Annotated in this window: 19 protein-coding genes and 1 pseudogene; 12 read left to right on the forward strand and 8 right to left on the reverse strand. The window is 74.5% G+C overall.

The features are described 5' to 3' along the window. Nucleotides 1-223 precede the first annotated feature (223 nt). Entirely contained in the window at nucleotides 224-1,150 is a 927-nt protein-coding gene (locus tag BUE44_RS21020) for a zinc-binding dehydrogenase (protein WP_073500522.1), read from the reverse strand. Nucleotides 1,151-1,263: 113 nt separating this feature from the next. Continuing rightward, entirely contained in the window at nucleotides 1,264-2,109 is an 846-nt protein-coding gene (locus BUE44_RS21025) for a helix-turn-helix transcriptional regulator (protein ID WP_073500628.1), read from the reverse strand. 152 nt (nucleotides 2,110-2,261) lie between these two features. Between BUE44_RS21025 and BUE44_RS21030 the strand changes: the two genes are divergently transcribed. Then, nucleotides 2,262-3,035 carry an SDR family oxidoreductase gene (locus BUE44_RS21030; RefSeq protein WP_073500523.1) on the forward strand — a complete coding sequence of 258 codons (774 nt, stop codon included), beginning with the start codon at nucleotides 2,262-2,264 and terminating at the stop codon, nucleotides 3,033-3,035. Further along, the gene (locus BUE44_RS21035) at nucleotides 3,032-4,006 is read left to right on the forward strand and encodes a LysR family transcriptional regulator (protein WP_235002314.1); all 975 of its coding nucleotides are present in this window, start codon (nucleotides 3,032-3,034) and stop codon (nucleotides 4,004-4,006) included. Before BUE44_RS21030 ends, BUE44_RS21035 begins: the two co-directional genes overlap by 4 nt. A 7-nt stretch (nucleotides 4,007-4,013) precedes the next feature. On the opposite strand, the gene treY is transcribed toward BUE44_RS21035, so the two are convergent. Beyond that, entirely contained in the window at nucleotides 4,014-6,416 is a 2,403-nt protein-coding gene (gene treY / locus BUE44_RS21040; RefSeq protein ID WP_073500525.1) for a malto-oligosyltrehalose synthase, read from the reverse strand. Nucleotides 6,417-6,579: 163 nt separating this feature from the next. Here treY and BUE44_RS21045 point away from each other — a divergent pair. The 3 genes and pseudogenes from BUE44_RS21045 to BUE44_RS37920 all read left to right on the forward strand — a co-directional run. Next, nucleotides 6,580-6,888: pseudogene (locus BUE44_RS21045) on the forward strand (dihydrolipoyl dehydrogenase); the annotation flags it as partial. 103 nt (nucleotides 6,889-6,991) lie between these two features. Then, entirely contained in the window at nucleotides 6,992-8,731 is a 1,740-nt protein-coding gene (gene treZ / locus BUE44_RS21050; protein ID WP_073500629.1) for a malto-oligosyltrehalose trehalohydrolase, read from the forward strand. Further along, complete coding sequence (locus BUE44_RS37920) at nucleotides 8,728-8,880, forward strand: hypothetical protein (RefSeq protein WP_200804477.1); 153 nt, start codon at nucleotides 8,728-8,730, stop codon at nucleotides 8,878-8,880. The genes treZ and BUE44_RS37920 overlap by 4 nt, the downstream gene beginning before the upstream one ends. 20 nt (nucleotides 8,881-8,900) lie before the next feature. On the opposite strand, the gene BUE44_RS21055 is transcribed toward BUE44_RS37920, so the two are convergent. Together BUE44_RS21055 and zapE are read right to left on the reverse strand one after the other, a co-directional pair. Then, the gene (locus BUE44_RS21055) at nucleotides 8,901-9,782 is read right to left on the reverse strand and encodes a polyphosphate kinase 2 family protein (RefSeq protein WP_073500526.1); all 882 of its coding nucleotides are present in this window, start codon (nucleotides 9,780-9,782) and stop codon (nucleotides 8,901-8,903) included. 19 nt (nucleotides 9,783-9,801) lie between these two features. Continuing rightward, nucleotides 9,802-10,857: a cell division protein ZapE gene (zapE, locus tag BUE44_RS21060; protein ID WP_073500527.1), complete on the reverse strand. Its 1,056-nt coding sequence runs from the start codon at nucleotides 10,855-10,857 to the stop codon at nucleotides 9,802-9,804. 127 nt (nucleotides 10,858-10,984) lie between these two features. Between zapE and BUE44_RS21065 the strand changes: the two genes are divergently transcribed. The 5 genes from BUE44_RS21065 (at nucleotide 10,985) to BUE44_RS21085 (ending at nucleotide 15,118) form a co-directional block, all read left to right on the forward strand. After that, nucleotides 10,985-11,749: a pyrimidine reductase family protein gene (locus tag BUE44_RS21065; RefSeq protein ID WP_073500528.1), complete on the forward strand. Its 765-nt coding sequence runs from the start codon at nucleotides 10,985-10,987 to the stop codon at nucleotides 11,747-11,749. Nucleotides 11,750-11,921: 172 nt separating this feature from the next. Then, nucleotides 11,922-12,413: an indole-3-glycerol phosphate synthase gene (locus BUE44_RS21070; RefSeq protein ID WP_073500529.1), complete on the forward strand. Its 492-nt coding sequence runs from the start codon at nucleotides 11,922-11,924 to the stop codon at nucleotides 12,411-12,413. A gap of 70 nt (nucleotides 12,414-12,483) precedes the next feature. After that, nucleotides 12,484-13,878 (forward strand): UDP-N-acetylmuramate--L-alanine ligase, encoded by a 1,395-nt coding sequence (gene murC, locus BUE44_RS21075; RefSeq protein ID WP_073500530.1) that lies wholly within the window; start codon nucleotides 12,484-12,486, stop codon nucleotides 13,876-13,878. 10 nt (nucleotides 13,879-13,888) lie between these two features. Beyond that, on the forward strand, nucleotides 13,889-14,293 hold the full coding sequence (msrB, locus tag BUE44_RS21080) for a peptide-methionine (R)-S-oxide reductase MsrB (protein ID WP_073500531.1): 405 nt from the start codon (nucleotides 13,889-13,891) through the stop codon (nucleotides 14,291-14,293). Nucleotides 14,294-14,416: 123 nt separating this feature from the next. Next, nucleotides 14,417-15,118 carry a peptidyl-tRNA hydrolase gene (locus BUE44_RS21085; RefSeq protein ID WP_073500532.1) on the forward strand — a complete coding sequence of 234 codons (702 nt, stop codon included), beginning with the start codon at nucleotides 14,417-14,419 and terminating at the stop codon, nucleotides 15,116-15,118. A 9-nt stretch (nucleotides 15,119-15,127) separates the two neighbouring features. On the opposite strand, the gene hemQ is transcribed toward BUE44_RS21085, so the two are convergent. Both hemQ and hemG read right to left on the reverse strand, forming a co-directional pair. Next, nucleotides 15,128-15,889 carry a hydrogen peroxide-dependent heme synthase gene (gene hemQ, locus BUE44_RS21090; RefSeq protein WP_407640040.1) on the reverse strand — a complete coding sequence of 254 codons (762 nt, stop codon included), beginning with the start codon at nucleotides 15,887-15,889 and terminating at the stop codon, nucleotides 15,128-15,130. 4 nt (nucleotides 15,890-15,893) lie between these two features. After that, on the reverse strand, nucleotides 15,894-17,378 hold the full coding sequence (hemG, locus tag BUE44_RS21095; protein ID WP_079189923.1) for a protoporphyrinogen oxidase: 1,485 nt from the start codon (nucleotides 17,376-17,378) through the stop codon (nucleotides 15,894-15,896). Nucleotides 17,379-17,513: 135 nt separating this feature from the next. Here hemG and BUE44_RS21100 point away from each other — a divergent pair, with 135 nt between their 5' ends. Then, entirely contained in the window at nucleotides 17,514-18,701 is a 1,188-nt protein-coding gene (locus BUE44_RS21100; protein WP_079189924.1) for a DUF4349 domain-containing protein, read from the forward strand. Between the two features lie 15 nt (nucleotides 18,702-18,716). Here the strand turns inward: BUE44_RS21100 and hemE are convergent, their stop codons facing one another. Continuing rightward, nucleotides 18,717-19,775, reverse strand: coding sequence for a uroporphyrinogen decarboxylase (gene hemE / locus BUE44_RS21105; RefSeq protein ID WP_073500533.1), 1,059 nt, complete (start codon nucleotides 19,773-19,775; stop codon nucleotides 18,717-18,719). An 86-nt stretch (nucleotides 19,776-19,861) separates the two neighbouring features. Between hemE and BUE44_RS21110 the strand changes: the two genes are divergently transcribed. Continuing rightward, complete coding sequence (locus tag BUE44_RS21110) at nucleotides 19,862-20,491, forward strand: DUF3000 domain-containing protein (protein WP_073500534.1); 630 nt, start codon at nucleotides 19,862-19,864, stop codon at nucleotides 20,489-20,491. Nucleotides 20,492-20,594 lie beyond the last annotated feature (103 nt).

Genomic DNA, 20,594 nt, shown 5'->3' on the forward strand with positions numbered 1-20,594 from the left:
CCCCGCGCCCCTTTTAGGCCCGCGTCCTCCAACGCCCCAGGCGTTCGGCCCCGCCAGGGGCCCTCTGCGCGGGAAGGTGGGCGCCTTTCAGGGGCGCGTGGGGGTACCCCCAGGCGAAGCTCTGGGGGAGAACGGAGCGACCAGCCACGACGGCGGGAAAGGCGACCCCCCACCGCCACGGGGCACGACCGCGGGGTCGTAACGGCCACCCCGCAGGGGGTGTTCACGGCCCCGTCGTAAGGACCGCATTGCCCGCAATGCGACGCTCGTGGAGGTCGGCCAGGACCGACGCCGTGTCCGACCAGTCGGCGAGCCTGCCGATTTCCGGGTGGAGGCGGGATTCCGCGACGAGGCGGACGAGGGTGGCGAGGTCGAGGGCGTAGGGCTCGGGGAAGTCCTCGTAGTGGAAGTGGCGGACCGCCGCGCAGGACGGGCCGTCGAAGAAGGCGAAGAAGTCGAGCGTGGCCGGTCGGCGGGACGCCTGGCCGAACCAGATCAGCTCGCCGTGCGGGCGCAGGAGGGCGAGGGCGCGGGCTGTCGACGGGCCGCCGACGGATTCCATCACCGTGTGGAAGGGTCCGCCGGCGGCGGCGAGGTCCTGCACGACGGTGGCGCCGAACTCGGCGAGCCGCCGGCCGCGTTCGGGCGTCGCGCTGACCGCGGTCACCCGCGCGCCCGCGGCGACGGCGAGTTCGGTGGTGTAGTGGCCGACGCCGCCCGACGCGCCGGTGATGAGCAGGGAGCGGCCGGCCAGGCTGCCCGCGGTGCGCAGCAGGCGCAGGGCGGTGAGGCCGGCGAGCGGGAGGGCGGCCGCGGCGACCGTGGGGACGGCGTCGGGCAGGACCGCGAGGCGATCGGTGTCGACGGCGGCGTATTCGGCCCAGCCGCCGCCCGGCGGGTGGGCGACGACGCGCTGCCCGGCGCGCGGCCCGGTGCCGTCGGCGGCGGCCTGGACGACCAGGCCGGCGACGTCCTTGCCCGGCCGCAGCCCGACGCTGGGCAGCGCGCCGTGCAGCCGGAAGACCTCACCACGGTTGACGGAGAAGGCCTCGACCTTGACCAGCGCCTGACCGGGTGCCGGCCGCGGCTCGTCCACCTCGCCGTACGCGACCAGCTTCGCGGGGTCGCCTGTGGGCAGCAGTGCCTTCATCGTCAGCTCCTCGATCCGGTGCGGCCACGTGCCGCGAACCGCTGAATCCAGGAAAACCGCAGGTCAGAGGCTGCGTCCAACAGCCATCCGTCCGCATCGACGACCGCCGGTTGTCAGCCCTGACGGGAGCCGTCGAGGCGCTCGGCGCCCGCGTGCCAGCTCGCCAGCACGGCGAGGCGCTCCGCCGTCGAGGAGCCGGGCGGGGCGGTGTACGCGACGACGGTCAGGTCGGCGTCGCCAGGGAGGGCCAGGGTCTCGTAGGCGAGGCGCAGTTCGCCTGCCACGGGGTGCAGGATGTGCTTGACGCCGTGGGTCTTCTCCTTGACCAGGTGGTCGGCCCACAGGCGGCGGAAGTGCTCGCTGCGCACGGACAGTTCGCCGATCAGCGCGGTGAGGCGGGCGTCGTCGGGGTGGCGGCCGGCGCCGAGGCGGAGGTAGGCGACGGTTTCGGCGGCGACCGCGGGCCATTCCGGGTAGAGGTCGACGGCCTGGGGGTCGAGGAAGACCCGGCGCGGCATGCTGCGGTGGGAGGCGTCGGAGGCGAAGTCGTGGAGGGCGTCGGACAGCGCGTTCCAGGCCAGCACCTCCATGCGGTGGTCGATGACCATGGCGGGGCAGTCGGCCATGCTGTCGAGCAGCAGGCGCAGGCCGGGCCGTACGCCGCTGGACGGCGCGGGCGTGGTCCTGCGGGCAGGCCGCGCGAGGTCCCGCAGGTGCTCGTGCTCGGTCGGGTCGAGCCGCAGCACCCTGGCGACGGCGTCGAGGACCGCGTCGGAGACGTTCTTGCCGCGGCCCTGTTCGAGCCGGATGTAGTAGTCGACGCTGACCCCGGCGAGCTGCGCGACCTCCTCGCGGCGCAGCCCCGGCACCCGGCGTCTGCCGTACGGGGGCAGGCCGACGTCCTCCGGCTGGATCCTGGCCCGCCTGGTCTGCAGGAAATCGCCGAGCGTGTTGTCCATGCCGACGACCATATGCGCCCCGCGGCGGCCGAGCCTGGTACTGCCGGACCCAGGTAGGCCACAGCCCTGGGTGACGCGCGCGGGCCGTCGCACAGTGGAGGGGTCAGCACGACACCACCCGCCCCGCGGGTCACTCCAGGGAGTCACCTCTCATGAGCACCACTGCTTTCGGCGATCTCACCGGCCGCACCGCCGTCGTCACCGGGGCCGCCAGCGGCATGGGCGAGGCCACGGCCCGCCTGCTGGCGACGCAGGGCGCGCGGGTCGCGCTGCTGGCCCGCCGCGCCGAGCGGCTCGACACGCTCGCCGAGAAGATCGCCGCCGCCGGCGGCGTGGCGCTGGCGGTCACCGCCGACGTCACCGACGACGCCTCGGTCAGGGCCGCGGCCGCCCGCGTCGGGGAGGCCTTCGGCCCCGCCGACCTGGTGGTCAACGCCGCCGGCATCATGCTGCCCAACCCGATCGACGCGGGCCGCGCCGACGAGTGGGCGCGGATGGTGGACACCAACCTCACCGGCGCCCTGCGGGTCATCGACGCCTTCCGCGACGACCTGCTGGCCGCCGCGGCCGGCGGCGGGCGCGCCGACCTGGTCAACGTCTCGTCGATCGGCGCGCACCTGGTCTTCCCTGGCTACGCCGTCTACAGCGCCACCAAGGCCGCGCTGACGCATCTGTCGGCGTCGCTGCGCTCGGAGTTCGGGCCGCGCGGGGTCAGGGTCACCAACATCGAGCCGGGCCTGACCGACACCGAGCTGGGCGGGCACATCGACAACGCGGAGCTGTCGGCGCAGCTCGACGGGATGTTCCAGGCCTTCCCCGAGGCGCTGACGTCGGACGACATCGCCGACCTGATCGCGTACGTCACCAGCCGCCCCGCGCGCGTTAACCTGCGGCAGGTGATCGTCCTGCCGACCGGGCAGGCGTGAGAGACGGGGGCGCGGCGGTGGATCTCGACCTGGCGCAGGTGCGGGCCTTCGTGGTCACCGCCGACCGGCTGCACTTCGGGCAGGCCGCCGCCGAGCTGTACCTGACCCAGCAGGCGCTGTCCAAGCGGGTCGCCCGGCTGGAGGACGCGCTCGGCCGCAAGCTCTTCGACCGCACCGGGCACGGCGTGGAGCTCACCGACGCCGGGCGCAGGTTCCTCGACCCGGCGCGCGAGCTGGTCAGGGCGGGGGAAGCCGCGGTGGCCGCCGCGCGGCACGAGGATCGGGCGCTGCGGGTCAGCGTGTGGGGTCACATGTTCCTGCCGCTGCGCACCGTTCGCGAGGTCGTCGCCCAGGACCGGGACCTGGACATCGAGCTGAGCCTGCGGCCCGGCTTCACCGCGGCGCTGGCCGGGCTGCGCGACGGCGAGATCGACTTCGCGCTGGGCCGCACGCACGAGCTGGACGAGCCGTGGCCGGCCGGCGTCACCCGGCGGCTGGTCAGGCTGGAGCCCGTCAAGGCCGTGATGAGCAGCGCCGCCGCGCTGGCCGGCGCGGACGCTCTGACCCCGGGCGAATTGCGGGAGGCGCGGCTGTGGTTCCCCGCGCCGCGCGCGAAGGTGGAATTCCTGCGGGCCTTCACCGAGCGCTTCGACGTGCCGGGCGAGTTCGGCGGCATCAACCTGGGCCTCGACCCCTTCCTCGCCCATCTCGCCGGCCACCCCGGGCTGTTCTCGCTGCTGTGCGCGGACGTCGAGGTGCCGGGCGGCAGCGGCCTGAGGGAGATCCCGGTCACCGGCCCGGCCCCGCTCTACGCCTGGCACGCGATCTGGCGCACCGGCGAGCAGCACGCGGTGCTGCCCCGGCTGCTCGCCGCCTTCGCCGCGGCCGCGGCCGCACAGGCCTGGCTCGACTACGACCCCGCCCGGCACTGGCTCCCCGAGGCCGACCAGGCCGCCCTGCCGGGGGCGTGACGGCCGGTCAGCGGGTCAGCAGCGCCACCGGGGAGTCGGCGAAGAGCTCGGCCAGCGGCACCCGGCCGCGGTACGTACCGCCGCCGAGCCGGTCGGTCCAGTCGCCGGGCGGCAGCGGCAGGACGGTGTCCCGCCAGCCGCCCGCCTGCTCCAGCCGGCGGGACAGCCGGGTCACCGCGGTCAGCGCGCCGCCGCCGCGTACGAAGGCCACGCAGTGCTCCGCGGCGGGCCCGTCGGCGGCCAGCGGGTCGTACGCGGCCGCCGTGCCGTACCACTGCGGGTGGTCCCTGCGCAGCCGCAGCGCCACCGCGGTCAGCCACAGCTTGGCCTCGTCCGCACCGCGCGGCCGCTGCCCGGACAGCAGGCCGTCCAGCGTGCCGCCGGCGCCGCCCGCCATCGGGCCGCGGTTGTCCGGGTCGACCAGGGTGTGCACCGGCAGTTCGGTGCCCTGGTAGACGTCGGGCACGCCCGGCATCGTCAGGTGCAGCAGGGCGGCGCCCAGCGAGTTGGCGGTGGCGTACGGGTGCAGCCGCCCGGCGAACTCGCTGATGTCGTGGGCCTGCGCCCCGCAGGGACCGCGGTCGACGAAGTCCGTGACCGCCTTCTCGTACGCCTCGTCCTGCTCGGTCCAGGTGGTGTGCAGCCCCGCCTCCCGTACGGCCTTGAGCACCGTGGGCACCAAGCGCTCCGGGTCGCAGGAGCCGAGGCCCACGCCGGTCTGGTACGTGGTGTACCGCACCTGCCGGTCGGGGGCGGGCGGGCAGTCCAGCTCGGCCTCGCGCTCCTCGCGCAGCTCCAGCCACTCCCGCCACACCTCGGGCAGCTCCGAGAGCACCGCGAGGCGCAGCCGCAGGTCCGCGCTGCGCTTGGTGTCGTGGGTGGACAGCACCGTGCCCGTGGCCGGCCACTCGCGCTGGACCCGGGCGCAATAGGCGTGGAAGTCCGCGGGCGGGGTCGCCGGCCGCCCCGGGTCGCGGCCCACCTCGCACAACGACAGCAGCGGGGTGTAGCGGTAGAAGGCGGTGTCCTCCACCGACTTGGCGTGCAGCGCGGAGGCGACCTGCGCGAAGCGCACCGTGAAGTCGTCGGCGTCCGCGCTGCGGCCGGTGGCGGGGCGGGCCAGCGCGAGGTCCCGTACGAAGTCCACGGCGTCGCCCAGTTCCGGTGCCGCCGCACGGGCCTGCCCCGCGGCCTGCTCCAGCATCACCTCGTCCACCGCGTCGGCCGGGCCGCCGGCCGGCACGTACGGGCGGTAGACCGGCACCCGCACCAGCAGCTCGCGGATCGCGCCGTCCAGCGCCTCGGGGCCGTACGCCCGCCCGCCGGCGCGTTCCGCCGCCCGGCGCAGCCGCGCGACCTCGGCGGTCAGGTCGCCGCTGACCACCCGGTGGGCGGCCCTGCGCGCGGTCGGCGCCCACCGGCCGCCGCGGTCGTCGTCGGCGCCGGTGTAGTCGCGGTGGAAGGCATCCAGCGCGGCGGCGCCCTCGGGATCGGTGAACAGCCCGTCGATCCGGTCCAGCGCGTCGTAGCCGGTGGTGCCCGCGCACGCCCAGTCCGCGGGCAGCGGCTCGTCGGGCTGAAGGATCTTCTCCACCACCGTCCAGCGCCCGCCGCTCGCCTCGGCCAGCAGCCGCAGATAGCCCGCCGGGTCGGCGAGGCCGTCCGGGTGGTCGATCCGCAGCCCGTCGGCCACCCCGTCGCGCAGCAGCCGCAGCACGGTGGCGTGGGTGGCCTCGAAGACCTCGGGCCGCTCGACCCGGACCGCGATCAGGTCGGAGATGGTGAAGAAGCGGCGGTAGTTCAGGTCGGTGCGCGCGGTTCGCCAGTAGGCGAGGGTGTACCACTGCGTCTCCACCAACTCGGGCAGCGGCAGGTCCTCGGTGCCGGGCCGCAGCGGGAAGCGGTGGTCGTAATACCGCAGCACCTTGCCGCCCGCGGCCTTGTCGCTCACGACCGAGAGCGCGCCCAGCGCGTCGGGCAGCGGCTCGCCCAGCACCGGCAGCAGCACCTTGCCGCCGAGGGCGGCCCAGTCGATGTCGAACCAGTCCGCGTAGGCGGAGCCGGGGCCGTCCCGCAGGACGGCCCACAGCGGGGCGTTCAGGTGTTCCGGGGCGGGTACGGCCATGTGGTTCGGCACGATGTCCAGGACGAGTCCGAGCCCGTGTTCGCGGGCGGTGCGGGACAGGTCCCGCAGGCCCTGCTCGCCGCCCAGTTCGGCCCGGATCCTCGTGTGGTCCACCACGTCGTAGCCGTGCGTCGAGCCGGGCACCGCCTCCAGCACCGGTGAGAGGTGCAGATGGCTGACGCCGAGCCGGGCGAGGTACGGTGCCGCCGCGGCGGCCTGGGCGAACGTGAAGCCGGGCTGCACCTGTATTCGGTAGGTGGCGCTCGGCGCCGGCGTTTGGCTCATGCCACCTTCTCTACCCGGGTTCCGCCCGTTCTGCTCCTCGAGTTTTGCCCGGGCCCTTCCGGACGTCGTGGCTGGTCGGAGGCGGCGGTCCGTCGCGGGGGCGCCTCCGGCGGGGTCAGCGGCCCGCCTCGCTGGGCCTGACCGAACAGCAGGCACGCGACAGCAGGCACGCGCGCGCGGGCTCGACGTGGTGGTCGACACGATGCCGCTGACCGCGGTCGCCAAGGGCATGGTGCACGGGCAGGGCGGCAGCGTGAAGGTGGTCGCGACCCGGGGCGGTGGACCGGTCCTTGGTGTCCACTTGGTGGGACCGCATGTCTCCGAGATGATCGCGGAGAGCCGGCTGATCGTCGGCTGGGAGGCGGAGCCGGCCGATGTGGCCTGGCACATCCACCCGCATCCGACCCTGTCGGAGGCGGTCGGCGAGGTGTTCCTGACGCTCGCGGGCCGCGGGCTGCACCAGTCGGTGTGAGCAACCTGCCGGGATTACGGCGAGTGAACCCGGTCTGAGGTGCCCGATCCGCGGGCAGGCATCTGGCCGGGACCGACTGTCGTGGACCGGACGGGAGATGTGCGTGCTGTTCGAAGTGTGGGCGCCCCTTGCCCAGCGGGTGGAGATCCTGATCGACGAGCGCACCCGGCGGCTCGACCCCGACCCGTCCCGCGAGGGCTGGTGGCACGCCGAGCTGTCCGCACCGGCGGGCACCCGCTACGCGTACGTACTGGACGGCGGGCCGCCACTGCCCGACCCGCGGTCGCGCCGGCAGCCCGACGGGCCGGACGGGCCGAGCGCGGTCGTGGACCACGACGCCTTCGCCTGGTCGGCGCCGTGGCCGGGCCGCGGGCTGCCGGGGGCGGTCCTCTACGAGCTGCACGTCGGCACCTTCACCGCACAGGGCACCTTCGACGCGGCCGTCGAACGGCTGCCGCACCTGGCCAGGCTCGGCATCACCCACGTCCAGCTGATGCCCGTGTGCCCCTTTCCCGGCACCAACGGGTGGGGTTACGAAGGGGTGTCGCTGTGGGCGGTGCACGAACCCTACGGCGGCCCCGAGGCGATGAAGCGCTTCGTCGACGCGGCGCACCGGCACGGCCTGGGCGTGGTCCTCGACGTGGTGCACAACCACCTCGGCCCGTCGGGCAACCATCTGCCGCCGTTCGGCCCGTACTTCACCGACCGCCACCACACCCCCTGGGGCGACGCGGTGAACCTGGACGCGCCGGGCTCCGACGAGGTCCGCTCCTTCCTCATCGGCAGCGCGCTGGCCTGGCTGCGGGACTACCGCCTCGACGGGCTGCGGCTCGACGCGGTCCACGCGCTGGTCGACACCCGCGCGCTGCACTTCCTCGAAGAGCTGTCCACCGCCGTCGACGGGCTGTCGGCGGCCGTCGGCCGCCCGCTGTTCCTGATCGCCGAGTCCGACCTCAACGACCCGCGCACCACCGCGCCCCGCGAGGCCGGGGGCCTGGGCCTGCACGCCCAGTGGAACGACGACTTCCACCACGCCCTGCACACCGCGGTCACCGGCGAGGCCCAGGGCTACTACGCCGACTTCGCCGCGGCCGGACCCGCCGCACTGGCCAAGGTCCTCGGGCACGGCTTCTTCCACGACGGCAGCCACTCCTCCTTCCGCGGCCGCCACCACGGCCGCCCGCTGGACCCCGCCGCCTTCCCCGGCCACCGGCTGCTCGGCTACGCCCAGACGCACGACCAGATCGGCAACCGGGCCACCGGCGACCGGCTCACCGCGCAGCAGCTCGCCGCCGCCGCGGCCCTCGTCCTGACCTCGCCCTTCACCCCGATGCTGTTCATGGGCGAGGAGTGGGGCGCGAGCACCCCCTGGCAGTTCTTCACCGACCACCACGACCCGGAGCTGGGCGCGGCCATCACCCGCGGCCGGCGCCGGGAGTTCGCCGCCCACGGCTGGGCCGAGCAGGACGTCCCCGACCCGCAGGACCCGGCCACCCGGGACCGCTCCTGCCTGGACTGGGCCGAGCCCGACAAGCCGGAGCACCGCGAACTGCTCGACTGGTACCGCGCGTTGATCGCCCTGCGCCGCTCCGAGCCCGCCCTGACCGACCCGCAGCTCGACGCGGTCACCGCGACCGCGGGCGGCCGTACGCTACGGGTGGCCCGCGGCCCCTTCCGTATCGTCGTCAACTTCTCCGACACCCCGGCCCGGGTCCCGCTGAACACCCCCTGCGAGATGGTCCTCGCCCGCCCCGGCTGCAAGATCCTGCCCGGTCCCGCCGTCCAGCTCCCGGCCCGCGGGGCGGCCGTCCTGCGCACCACAGGCGCTACGGTGGACAGGTGACGCAGCCCCCGCCCTCCCCCGCCACGGAACCGCTCGCCGACTGCGTGCTGTGCGGCGAGCCGACGGAACACCCGGCGAGCACCCGCGGCGCCACCTACTGCCCCGTCTGCGAATGGCAGGAGGCCCAGCGCACCGCCTGCTCCGGTTAGGTCCTGGGCCAGGCCCTAGACTAGGTCCTGAGCAGCGCGGCGCGGCAGGCCGCCACGTCGAAATCGGCCTTCGGGTACTGGGGGCCGATCAGCTCCAGGTGCTCCAGCAGCAGCTGGGCGACCGCCCAGTTGCGGTACCACTTGCGGTCGGCGGGGACCACGTACCAGGGCGCGGTGTCGGTCGAGCAGCGGGTCAGGGCGGCTTCGTACGCCTGCTGGTAGGCCGGCCACAGCGCGCGCTCGGCGATGTCGCCCTCGTTGAACTTCCAGTGCTTGTCGGGGTTGTCCAGCCGGGCCAGCAGGCGCTTGCGCTGCTCCTCGTAGCTGATGTGCAGGAAGACCTTCACCACGGTGACGCCGTCGTCCGCGAGCGACTGCTCGAAGCGGTTGATCACGCCGTAGCGCCGGCTCCAGGTCGCCTCCGGCACCAGCTCGCGCACCCGGGCGATCAGCACGTCCTCGTAGTGCGAGCGGTCGAAGACGCCGATCTCGCCCGGCTTGGGCAGCGCCTTGCGGATCCGCCACAGGAACGGGTGCTGCGACTCCTCGGCGGTCGGCGCCTTGAAGGCCGTCACCCGCACTCCCGTCGGGTTCAGCCCGGCCGCCACGTGCTTGACGGTGCCGCCCTTGCCCGAGGTGTCCATGCCCTGGAGCACCAGCAGCAGGCTCCGCGGGTCACCCGCGGTGCTCTGCGCGTACAGCCGCTCCTGCAGTCCGGCCAGCCGCTCGCGAAGGCGGACCATCTCGGCCAGCGCCGTCGTCTTGCCGTCGGGACCGCCTGGCGTCGCCCGGGTGTCGTACTCCGCCAGGTCCACGCGGTCCTGCGGCAACCGCAGCAGCGATCGCAGGCCGCCGTCCGCCTTCTTGCGGTCCGCCTTCTTGCGGTCGTCCTTCTTGCCCATGCGCCGATCCTGCGCCCCTTCAGGCCGTCCCGCCAGCGCCGTGCGGCCGCCCCGCGTCCCTGGCCAGCGCCGTCAGCCGGGACACCGCACGGAAATACTTCTTCCGGTAGCCGCCTGCCAGCAGCTCCGCCCCGAAGAGCCGGTCGAAGGGCACGCCGGAGGCCATCACGGGTACCTCCCGGTCGTAGAGCCGGTCGGCGAACACCACCAGGCGCAGCGCCGTCGCCTGGTCGGTGACCTCGGCAACCCCGCGCAGGAAGACCGCCTCGACCCCGTCGCACAGCGCCCCGTATCTGCTCGGGTGCACCGCCGCCAGATGCGCGGCCAGCGCGTCGAAGTCGTCGAGCGCCGCTCCCGGCGTCCGCAGCGCGGCCCGCAGCACCTGCTCGTCCGGGTACGGCTCGGGCGCCGCCGGCAGCCCGCGGTGCCGGTAGTCCTCGCCGTCGATCCGCACACTGGTGAACCGGGCGGACAGGCCCTGTATCTCCCGCATGAAGTCCGCCGCGGCGAAGCGCCCCTCCCCCAGCTTCCCCGGCAGCGTGTTCGACGTCGCCGCCAGCCGTACGCCCGCGTCCGCGAGCTTCCCCAGCAGCGTGCTGACCAGCACCGTGTCGCCCGGGTCGTCCAGCTCGAACTCGTCGATGCACAGCAGCGCGTGGTCCTTGAGGGCCTGCACCGCGGGCTGGAAGCCCAGCGCCCCGACCAGGTTCGTCAACTCCACGAACGTGCCGAACGCCTTGCGCTCCCGGGGAGCAGGCGTCGCATGCCACAGCGAGGCCAGCAGATGCGTCTTGCCGACGCCGTAGCCGCCGTCCAGATAGACCCCGCCGGCCGGCGGCGCCGGCTCCCGCCGGAACCACCCGCGCCGCGCCTGGGGCGCCTTCCGCTCCGCGAACGCCCTGAGCAGCGCCACCGCCGCGGCCTGGCTCGGCTGCGCCGGATCCGCCACGTACGTCTCGAACCGCACCCCGTCGAACCGCGGCGGCGGCACCATCTCCTGGACGAGCCGCCCGACCTCGACATGCGGGCTGCGCCCACTGAGGGAAACCGGTCTGATCAGGGCGGAAGAGGACACGGCTCCTTAGCCTAGTGCGTCCCGCCCAGGCCTGACGCCCCGGGTTCGCCGGTTGGCCGCGACGCCCGCCCGCGCGGCGCCACGCCTCCCCCTGCGGGGCAAAACAGCTCGTGGAAGACTGCTGGGCATGCGCCGCCTGCACCCTGCCGCCGGGACGGCGGACTCCGCCCTCCTCGACACGCCCCGCGGCCTGGCCGCCGCCTACGCCTACCCCGCACGCGGGGAGGAGCGCCCGTACGTGCGGGCGAACATGGTCGCGTCGCTCGACGGCGCCGCCCACGCCGACGGCAGGTCCGCCCCGCTGTCCTCCCCCGGTGACATGCGCGTCTTCGGCACGCTGCGGGCCCTGGCCGACGTGATCATCGTCGGCGCCGAGACCGTCCGCCAGGAGGGCTACCGCCCGGCCAAGGCCCGCCGCGACTTCGCCGAGCAGCGCGCCGCGGACGGCCAGTCGCCGGCCCCGGTGATCGCGGTGGTGACCCGACGTCTCGACCTGGACTTCGACGCGCCGCTCTTCCGCGAGCCGGCCGCGCCGACCCTGGTGCTGACCGGCACCACGGCGCCGCAAAAGCGGCTCGCCGCGGCGCGCGAGGCCGGCGCCCGGGTGGTGCTTGCCGGGGACGACGGCATCAACCCGGTCCGCGCGGTCGCGGAGCTGGCCGCACTGGGTCACACCCGCCTGCTGCACGAGGGCGGCCCCCGGCTGCTGGCGCAGTTCGCGGCGGCCGGCGCGCTGGACGAGCTGTGCCTGACGGTGGCGCCGCTGCTGGTGGGCGGTGACGCGCCGCGCGTCATGAACGGCCTCCCGGTGCCCACCGGGCCGGCCCGCTTCGTACCGCTGTCCGTCCTGGAAGAGGACGGCTACCTTTTCACCCGTTATGTCCGCACCTGAGCGCACCGCGCGCAGCCGGGGCAAGGACGGGCCGCAAAAAAGCGGACTCGTTCGTGACGCTTGGCGCCGCTCGGGAACACTTACCCCGCTGCCCTGTGAAGATCGGGGCAGGATGGTTGGCACAGCGGCCGAGTGGCCTGTGAGAGAGCCCGTGAGAAAGAAGGACGCGTCCGTGTTCACGACCGTACTCATGATCGAGAAGCCGCTCGCTTCGGCGGACGTGGAGCTGATCACCACCCTGCACGGCGAGGAGCCGGTCTCCTTCGTGGTGCTGATGCAGCCCCGCGGCGACCAGGACCGGCTGCTGCGGGCGGTGGACGACGTGGCGCTCGGCTATCTGGAGGACGCGGCCAGGGAGAACGAGGTGCCGGAGGGCGACGAGGCCCTCCAGCCCGCCGAGCGGGCGCTGGTGCACTCGATCGCGGCGCTGCACGCGGCCGGCGCCGAGGCCGTCGGCGAGATCGTCCAGCGGCACCCGCTGGACGCGCTGCGGACGGTGGTGGAGCGGACCGGCGCCGACGAGGTCATCGTGCTGACCGCGCCGCACTTCGTGGAGGAGTTCTTCCACCGCGACTGGACCTCCCGCGCCCGGCACAAGGTGGGCGTGCCGGTGCTCAAGCTCTTCGCGCAGCAGGACGACGGCGAGCAGCCGGGCCAGGGGTGAGGGCCGGCGGCCGCGGGCAGTGCGAGAATCGGCTGACCCGTCAACGGCCCACCCCTGGGGAGATCCGCGTATGAGCCCGTCCGTTCCGCCCACCTTGGACCGACCGCACTTCATCGGTATCGGCGGCGCCGGGATGTCGGGCATCGCGAAGATCCTCGCGCAGCGCGGGGCGCGGGTGGCGGGCAGTGACTCGCGCGAGTCGGAGACGGCCGCTGCGCTGCGCGCGCTGGGCGTCACCGTGCACGTGGGGCACGACGCCGCGCACCTGGCGCAGGACGCGACCGCCGTGGTCGTCTCCAGCGCCATCCGCCCGGAGAACCCGGAGCTGGCGGCGGCCCGCGAGCGCGGGGTGCCGGTGGTGCACCGCAGCGACGCGCTGGCCGCGCTGATGGAGGGCACCCGGCCGATCGCGGTGGCCGGCACGCACGGCAAGACGACCACCACCTCGATGCTGGCGGTCGCCCTGACCGCGCTCGGCGCCGACCCGTCGTACGCGATCGGCGGCGACCTCGACGCGCCCGGGTCCAACGCCCACCACGGCGGCGGCGAGATCTTCGTCGCCGAGGCGGACGAGAGCGACCGCAGCTTCCACACGTACGCCCCCGAGGTGGCGATCGTGCTGAACGTGGAGCTGGACCACCACGCCAACTACGCCTCGCTGGAGGAGATCTACGACTCCTTCGAGACCTTCGTGGGCAAGGTGCGGCCGGGCGGCACCCTGGTGGTCTCGGCCGACCAGCCGGGCGCGGTGGAGCTGACCTCCCGGGTGCGCGACATGGGGGACCTGCGGATCGTGACGGTCGGCGAGGCCGAGGACGCCGACGTGCGGGTGGTGAAGATCAACCCGCGCGGCCTGGCCGGCGAGGTCACCGTGCTGCTCGACGGCCGGATGCTGACCTTCACGGTGTCGGTCCCCGGCAGGCACTACGCGCTCAACGCGGTCGCCGCGCTCGCCGCGGGCATCGCGATCGGGGCGCCCGCCCGCAATCTCGCGTCGGCGCTGGCCAAATACACCGGCGTGAAGCGGCGGCTGCAGCTCAAGGGCGAGGCGGCCGGCGTGCAGGTGATCGACTCCTACGCGCACCACCCGACCGAGATGGCCGCCGACCTGGAGGCGATCCGCGGCGCGGCAGAGGGCGGCCGGGTGCTGGTGGTCTTCCAGCCGCACCTCTTCAGCCGCACCCGGGAGCTGGGCGCGGAGATGGGCGACGCCCTGGCGCTGGCCGACGCCTCGGTGGTGCTGGACATCTATCCGGCGCGCGAGGACCCGATCCCGGGGGTGACCAGCGCGGTCGTCATCGACGCGGCAAGGGCCGCGGGCGCCGACGTGACCGCCGGACCCGACCGGGACGCGGTACTCGACGCGGTGGCAGGAATGGCGAAGCCCGGTGATCTCGTTCTCACCATGGGAGCGGGCGACGTGACCGACCTCGGACCACGGATTCTCGCCCGTCTCGGCAGCTGAGAGGACCTCCATGTCGTATGAAGTGAACAAGACCGACGAGCAGTGGCGCGCGGAGCTGTCACCGCAGGAGTACGCGGTCCTGCGCAAGGCCGGCACCGAGCGTCCCTTCACCGGCGAGTACACGGACGTCAAGACCGAGGGCGTGTACGCGTGCCGGGCGTGCGGCGCCGAGCTCTTCCGTTCCGACACGAAGTTCGAGTCGCACTGCGGCTGGCCGTCCTTCTACGACCCGGCCGACAGCGACGCCGTCGAGCTGATCGAGGACCGCACGATGGGCATGGCGCGGGTGGAGGTGCGCTGCGCGCGCTGCGGCTCGCACCTCGGCCACGTCTTCGAGGGCGAGGGCTACGGCACACCGACCGACCAGCGCTACTGCATCAACTCGATCTCCCTGCGGCTCAGCCCGAAGGAATAGCGAGCGAGGAAGGCCCCCGTACCGCGCGGTACGGGGGCCTTCCCGTGCGTCGGGGGCCGGCGGACCCGGCCGCCTGGGCCCACCCCACCGCGACCCGCCGCGAGGCGGTGGCAGACTTGCGCTGTGACCAGCCCTTTCCAGCACAGCGCCGCAGAGCGGGACGCGGCACCGCAGTTCGTCCTGCCCCTGGTGGTACGCATCGAGCGGGACGCGCCGCCGCCGCGCACCGACGCGCTGGAGACGGCGGCCCGCGCCGTGCTGACCCTGCTGTCCGACGAGCGGGCCACCGCCGAGGACGGCGCGTGGGCGCAGGCGGTGCGGGACTGGCAGGACGCCCGGATCAGGAAGGTCGTACGGCGGGCGCGGGGCGCGGAATGGCGCAGGGCCGCGGCACTGCCCGGCATCACCGTGACGGGGCGGGCCGCCGAGGTCCGGGTCTTCCCGCCGGTGCCGCTGGACGGCTGGCCCAAGGATCTGGCCAAACTCCAGGTGTCGGGCACCGAGTTGGACGACCCCGAGCCGGTGGGCCCGCCGCCGCAGGGAGTGCCGGTGCTGTGGACCAACCCGGACCTGACGATGTCCGCCGGCAAGGCGATGGCCCAGGCCGGGCACGGGGCCCAGCTCGCCTGGTGGGAGCTGGACGCCGCCGAGCGCGCGGCCTGGCGGGCGGCGGACTTCCCGCTGGCGGTCCGCACCCCCGCGCCGGACGAGTGGGCCCGGCTCACCGCCACGGCCCTGCCGGTCGTGCGGGACGCCGGTTTCACCGAGATCCCGCCGGGCTCCCCGACGGTCGTCGCCGCGCACCCCGCCCTCGGCAGCGCCTAGGGTCCGGCGTCAGGCCAGACCGGCGACCAGGTCGGCGACCGCGCGGCGGCGGCCGGTGTAGAAGGGGACCTCCTCGCGGACGTGCATGCGGGCCTCGGAGGCGCGCAGGTGCCGCATGAGGTCGACGATGCGGTACAGCTCGTCCGCCTCGAAGGCGAGGATCCACTCGTAGTCGCCGAGCGAGAAGGACGCCACGGTGTTGGCGCGGACGTCGGGGTAGCCGCGGGCCAGCTTGCCGTGGTCGGCGAGCATGCGGCGGCGGTCCTCGTCGGGCAGCAGGTACCAGTCGTACGAGCGCACGAAGGGGTAGACGCTGACGAAGTCGCGGGGCGTCTCGTCGGCGAGGAAGGCCGGGACGTGCGATTTGTTGAACTCGGCCGGGCGGTGCAGCGCCATGTTCGACCACACCGGCTCCAGCGCGCGGCCCAGCCGGGTGCGGCGGAAGAGGTTGTACGCCTCCTGGAGCGCCTCCGCGGTCTCCGCGTGCCACCAGATCATCAGGTCGGCGTCGGCCCGCAGGCCGGAGACGTCGTAGGTGCCGCGGACCGTCACGTCCTTGGCGGCGAGCTGGTCGAACAGCTCCTGGACCTCGTCCGCGTACCCGGAGCGGTCCTCGGGCAGCGGGGCGCGCAGCCGGAAGACCGACCACAGCGTGTAGCGGATGACCTCGTTGAGGTCCTTGGCCTTCTTGCCCGCGTGGGCGGTCTTGGCGTGCGCCACGGCTTCCGCGGCGGCGGAGTCGAGGGCGTGGTCGGCAGTCGAGTCGGTCATGCGGCTATTCTCCCGCGCCGCCCTCACCGCGCTCGACCAGGGTCCCCAGCACCTCGCGGGCCGCGCGGTGCCCGCTGCCGACGCAGGCCGGGATGCCCACGCCCTCGTAGGGGGCGCCGCAGACCGCGAGGCCGGGGAGCTTGGCGACCTGCTCGCGGATGCGGGCGACACGGTCGACGTGGCCGACCGGGTACTGCGGCAGGCCGCCGTCCCAGCGGGTGACGCGGGCGGCGACCGGTGCGGCCCGCAGGCCGACCGCCTCCCCCAGGTCCTCGCGGGACAGCCGGACCAGGTCGGTGTCGTCCCAGGCGAGGTCCCCCTCGTCGCCGTGGCGGCCGACCGAGGTGCGCAGCACCACCGTGTCGCCGCCGGCCGCGTCCTGCCAGCCCCATTTGCGGCTGGAGAAGGTCGAGGCCTTGATCGTACGGCCGTCGACCGGCGGGACGAGGAAGCCGCTGGACCTCGGCAGCCGGTCCAGGTGGGCGCGGCGGAAGGCCATGGTGACCAGCGCCATGCTCGCGTAGTCGACGCTGCCCAGGTCGGCCGCGGCGGCCGGCGACTCGGCGCCGAGCAGCCGGGCGGCGACGGGCGCGGGGACGGCGAGGACCACGGCGTCGGCGTCCAGGGCGCGGTCATCGAGGCGCACCTGCCAGCCGTGCGGCCCGGTCCTGCGCAGCTCGCGCACCGGCGCCGAGGTCGCGATCGTGACGCCGGCGGCCCGGCAGGCGTCGGCGACGGCGAGCGGCAGCCGGCCGACGCCGCCGCGGATGCCGTTGAAGACCGGCCCGGCACCGGCCGCCACGGCGGCCCTGGCCTGGACGGCGCGGGCCGCCGTGATCAGCGAGCGCTCGGTGCGGGCCGCGGTGAAGAGCTGGGGGACGGCGGCGCGCAGCGAGATCTCGTACGCGTTCCCGGCGTAGACACCGCCGAGCAGCGGCTCCACCAGCCGGTCGACGACCTCGCGACCGAGCCGGGCGGCGACGAAGGCGCCGACGGCCACGTCGCCGTCGATCCCGGTGCGCGGCAGGACGTGGTCGAGCGGCAGCCGGGCGAGGCCCGCGGCAGAGAGCACCCCGGAGGCGGCGAGCGGGCCGAGGTCGCCGGGGACGCCCATCACGTGGCCCTTGGGCATCGGGCGCAGCCGGCCGCGGGTCCACAGGGCGGCACCGAGCACGGCGGGCGGCTCCAGGTCGTCGCCGAGGCCGACCTCGCGGGCCAGCTCGACCGCTTCCGGACGTCGGGCCAGAATCGATTCGGCACCGAGGTCGACCGGCACTCCGGCGATCTCGTCGGCGTGCAGCTTGCCGCCGAGCCGGGCCGAGGCCTCCAGGAGCGTCACCCGGGCGCCGGAGCCGGCCAGCCGGTGGGCGGCGGCCAGGCCCGCGATGCCGCCGCCGATCACCACCACATGTCGCCCCGCGGGTCCTGCCGCGGGTCCCGCGGCCTCGCGAGCGGCTGCCGGGTCCGTGCGGCTGTGCGTGTGGCTCATACGTCCACTGTCTCAGACTCCGGATCGAGTTCGGACCGTGACGCCTTCGGTACCGCGGAGCGGCAACGGGACGGAGGGGCCGTCCGTCCAACGAGCGGAAAGACACAACGGCCCTTGTCCTTGGGGGGATTCGAGATGAGACCCAGCACAAGACGCAGCACGGCAACCAGCGCGGGACCCGCTGCCGGGCGGCACGCGCCCGGTGCCCGCCGCCGCCGACGTGGCGCCGCCGTCTTCGCGGCGCTGCTGCTGGCCGGCGCGCTCGGCGTCGCCGGGTGCGGCGCGTCCAGCGACAAATCGTCCAGCGCGGACAAGGCGGCCGCCCCCGCGGCCGGCGCCCGCAGCGGGCAGCAGGCCGGCACGTCGGGCGGCGGCAGCAGTGGCAGCGGCGCGGACAGCGGCGCCGTGGCGCAGGGCTCCGGCGGCGGCAGCGGTACGGCGCCGAGCGCGCCGTCCGCGGGGAAAGGCGGCAGGACACCGTCGCTCGCCCCGACGTATCTGGTGCGCACCGCGGAGCTGAGCGTGCGCACCCCGCGTGTCGAGGACGCGTTGCAGCAGGCCAGGACCCTGGTCACCCGTGCGGGCGGCTACTCCGGCGACGAGGACACGGCGGTGGACGCGGCGGGCCACGCCACCTCCACGATCCAGCTGCGGGTGCCGCCGGCGGCGTACGACCAGCTGCTCGACGAACTCGGCGGGCTCGGCACCCTGCTGGGGCGCAAGGTCAGCGTGGACGACGTCACCGGCCAGGTGGTGGACGTGCGCAGCCGGGTGAAGTCGCAGCAGGCCAGCGTCGACCGGGTGCGCAAGCTCATGGACCAGGCGTCCGGGCTCACCGACGTGGTGTCGCTGGAGAGCGAACTGAGCACCCGCGAGGCCGCGTTGGAGGCACTGGAGGCCCAGCAGGCGTCGCTGATGGCGCAGGCGGACCTGGCCACGGTGACCTTGCGGCTGAGCGAGCCGCCGGTGAAGGCGGTGGTGCACAAGGCGCCCGTGAAGAAGAAGGACGGCTTCTGGAAGACCGTCGGCAAGGCCCTGGGCGGCGGCTGGCACGCCTTCTACGTGACCGTGCGGATCGTGCTGGTCATCCTGGCGGCGGTACTGCCGTTCCTGGCGCTCGGGGCCCTGACCTGGGTGGCCGTCATGTTGCTACGCCGCTGGTGGCCGCGGACCGAGCCGGCCGCGCCGCCGGCGAAGCCGTCCCGGCCGGCCGGGCGGCTGCCGCAGCACCCGCCGGTGCCCGGTCCGCGGCAGGACTCGCCCGCACGGGCTTCGTCGCAGGGGGCGGCGGAGCCGCCGGCGGAGCAGGAGCCGCCGGCCTGACCGGCGGCCGGGCGCTCAGGCCGCCCGCGTGGTGCGGTGGACGAATTCCACCAGGCGGCTGAGCGCGTCCGGGTCGGTGCTGGGCAGGACGCCGTGGCCGAGGTTGAAGACGTGGCCGGTGCCGGCCGCGGCCGCGGCGTCCAGCACCTCGCGGGTCTTCGCCTCGACGGCCGCGGTCGGGGCGAAGAGCACCGCCGGGTCGAGGTTGCCCTGCAGGGCCTTGCCGGGCCCGACCCGGCGGGCGGCCTCGTCCAGCGGCACCCGCCAGTCGACGCCCACCACGTCGGCGCCCGCCTCGCCCATCAGACCGAGCAGTTCGCCGGTGCCGACGCCGAAGTGGATGCGGGGCACCCCGTACCCGGCGACGGCGTCGAAGACCTTGGCCGAGGACGGCATCACGAAACGCCGGTAGTCGGCGGGCGACAGCGCGCCGACCCAGGAGTCGAAGACCTGCACCGCGCTGGCGCCGGCCTCGATCTGCACCTTCAAGAAGGCCGCGGTGATGTCGGCGAGCCGGTCCAGCAGGTCACGCCACAGCTCCGGGTCGCCGTACATCAGGGCCTTGGTGCGCTCGTGGTTGCGGGACGGGCCGCCCTCCACGAGGTAGCTGGCCAGCGTGAAGGGGGCGCCGGCGAAGCCGATCAGCGGGGTGGCGCCCAGCTCGGCGGTGAGCAGGCCGACGGCCTCGGTCACGTAGCCGACGTCGGTCGGCTCCAGGTCGCGCAGCCTGGCGAGGTCCTGGCGGGTGCGGATCGGGTCCGCGACGACCGGGCCGACGCCCGGCTTGATGTCCAGGTCGAGGCCGATCGCCTTGAGCGGCACCACGATGTCGCTGTAGTAGATCGCCGCGTCCACCCGGTGCCGCCTGACCGGCTGCAGGGTGATCTCGGTGACCAGCTCGGGCCGCGTGCACGACTCGAGCATCGGGATGCCCTCACGCAGTTTCAGGTACTCGGGCAGCGACCGCCCTGCCTGCCGCATGAACCACACGGGGGTGTGCGGCACCGGTTCGTTCCGGCAGGCACGGATGAAAGGGGAAGCAGCGGTCTGCTGGTGCGCACTCACAACGGGCATCCTCCCACGGCGGCGCGGGCACCGGTTTCCGGGGCCTCGGGTGTTGTTGCGCACGCGAGGGGCGTCAGCGCCCTAGTCTTCCGGGCATGGCAGCGGTGCATGGGCAGCTCGGCGAGGACGACGGGGTCCCCTATCCCTTTCGGCATGCGGTGGACGCCCTGCGGGGGGCGCGGGTGCGGTCCGAAGTGCGGATCGAGGAGGTGACGGCGCCGCGCCGGCTGGCCGCGTACGCCTACGCGCTGGAGGCCACGGTGGTGGCCGACGGCGAGGAGCTGGCCGACGGCCGGGTGGTGCTGCTGCACGAACCGGCCGGCCACGACGCCTGGCACGGCACCTTCCGGCTGGTGACACTGGCCAGGGCCGACCTGGAGCCGGAGATGGCCGGCGACCCGCTGCTGCCCGAGGTGAGCTGGTCCTGGCTGACCGGCGCGCTCGACGCCCGCGGCGCCGACCACGACGAGCCGAGCGGTACGGTCTCGCGCGCGTCCTCGCACTTCTTCGGCGGCCTCGCCGACCGGCCGGACGAGACCAGGATCGAACTGCGCGCCTCGTGGTCGCCGCGGGAGCGGCCCGGCGGCGAGATCGACGTGACGGCCCACCTGGCGGCCTGGTGCGACCTGCTGTGCACCTGCGCGGGCCTGCCGCCCGCCGAGGGCCCTGACGCCTCGGTACGCGGTACGGCGGGCGTGGTGCCGCTGCCGAAGCGGCGCACCTGACTGACGGGCCGACAACCCCGGGCACCGCACGGCGGTGTCCGGGCACAGCTGTGCCCCGCCTGCTCTGGCGTTCGATCGACCGTCCGATTTGCCGGAAATAATG

The sequence above is a fragment of the Actinacidiphila paucisporea genome (genome assembly GCF_900142575.1).
GTDB classification, from domain to species: Bacteria; Actinomycetota; Actinomycetes; order Streptomycetales; family Streptomycetaceae; genus Actinacidiphila; species Actinacidiphila paucisporea.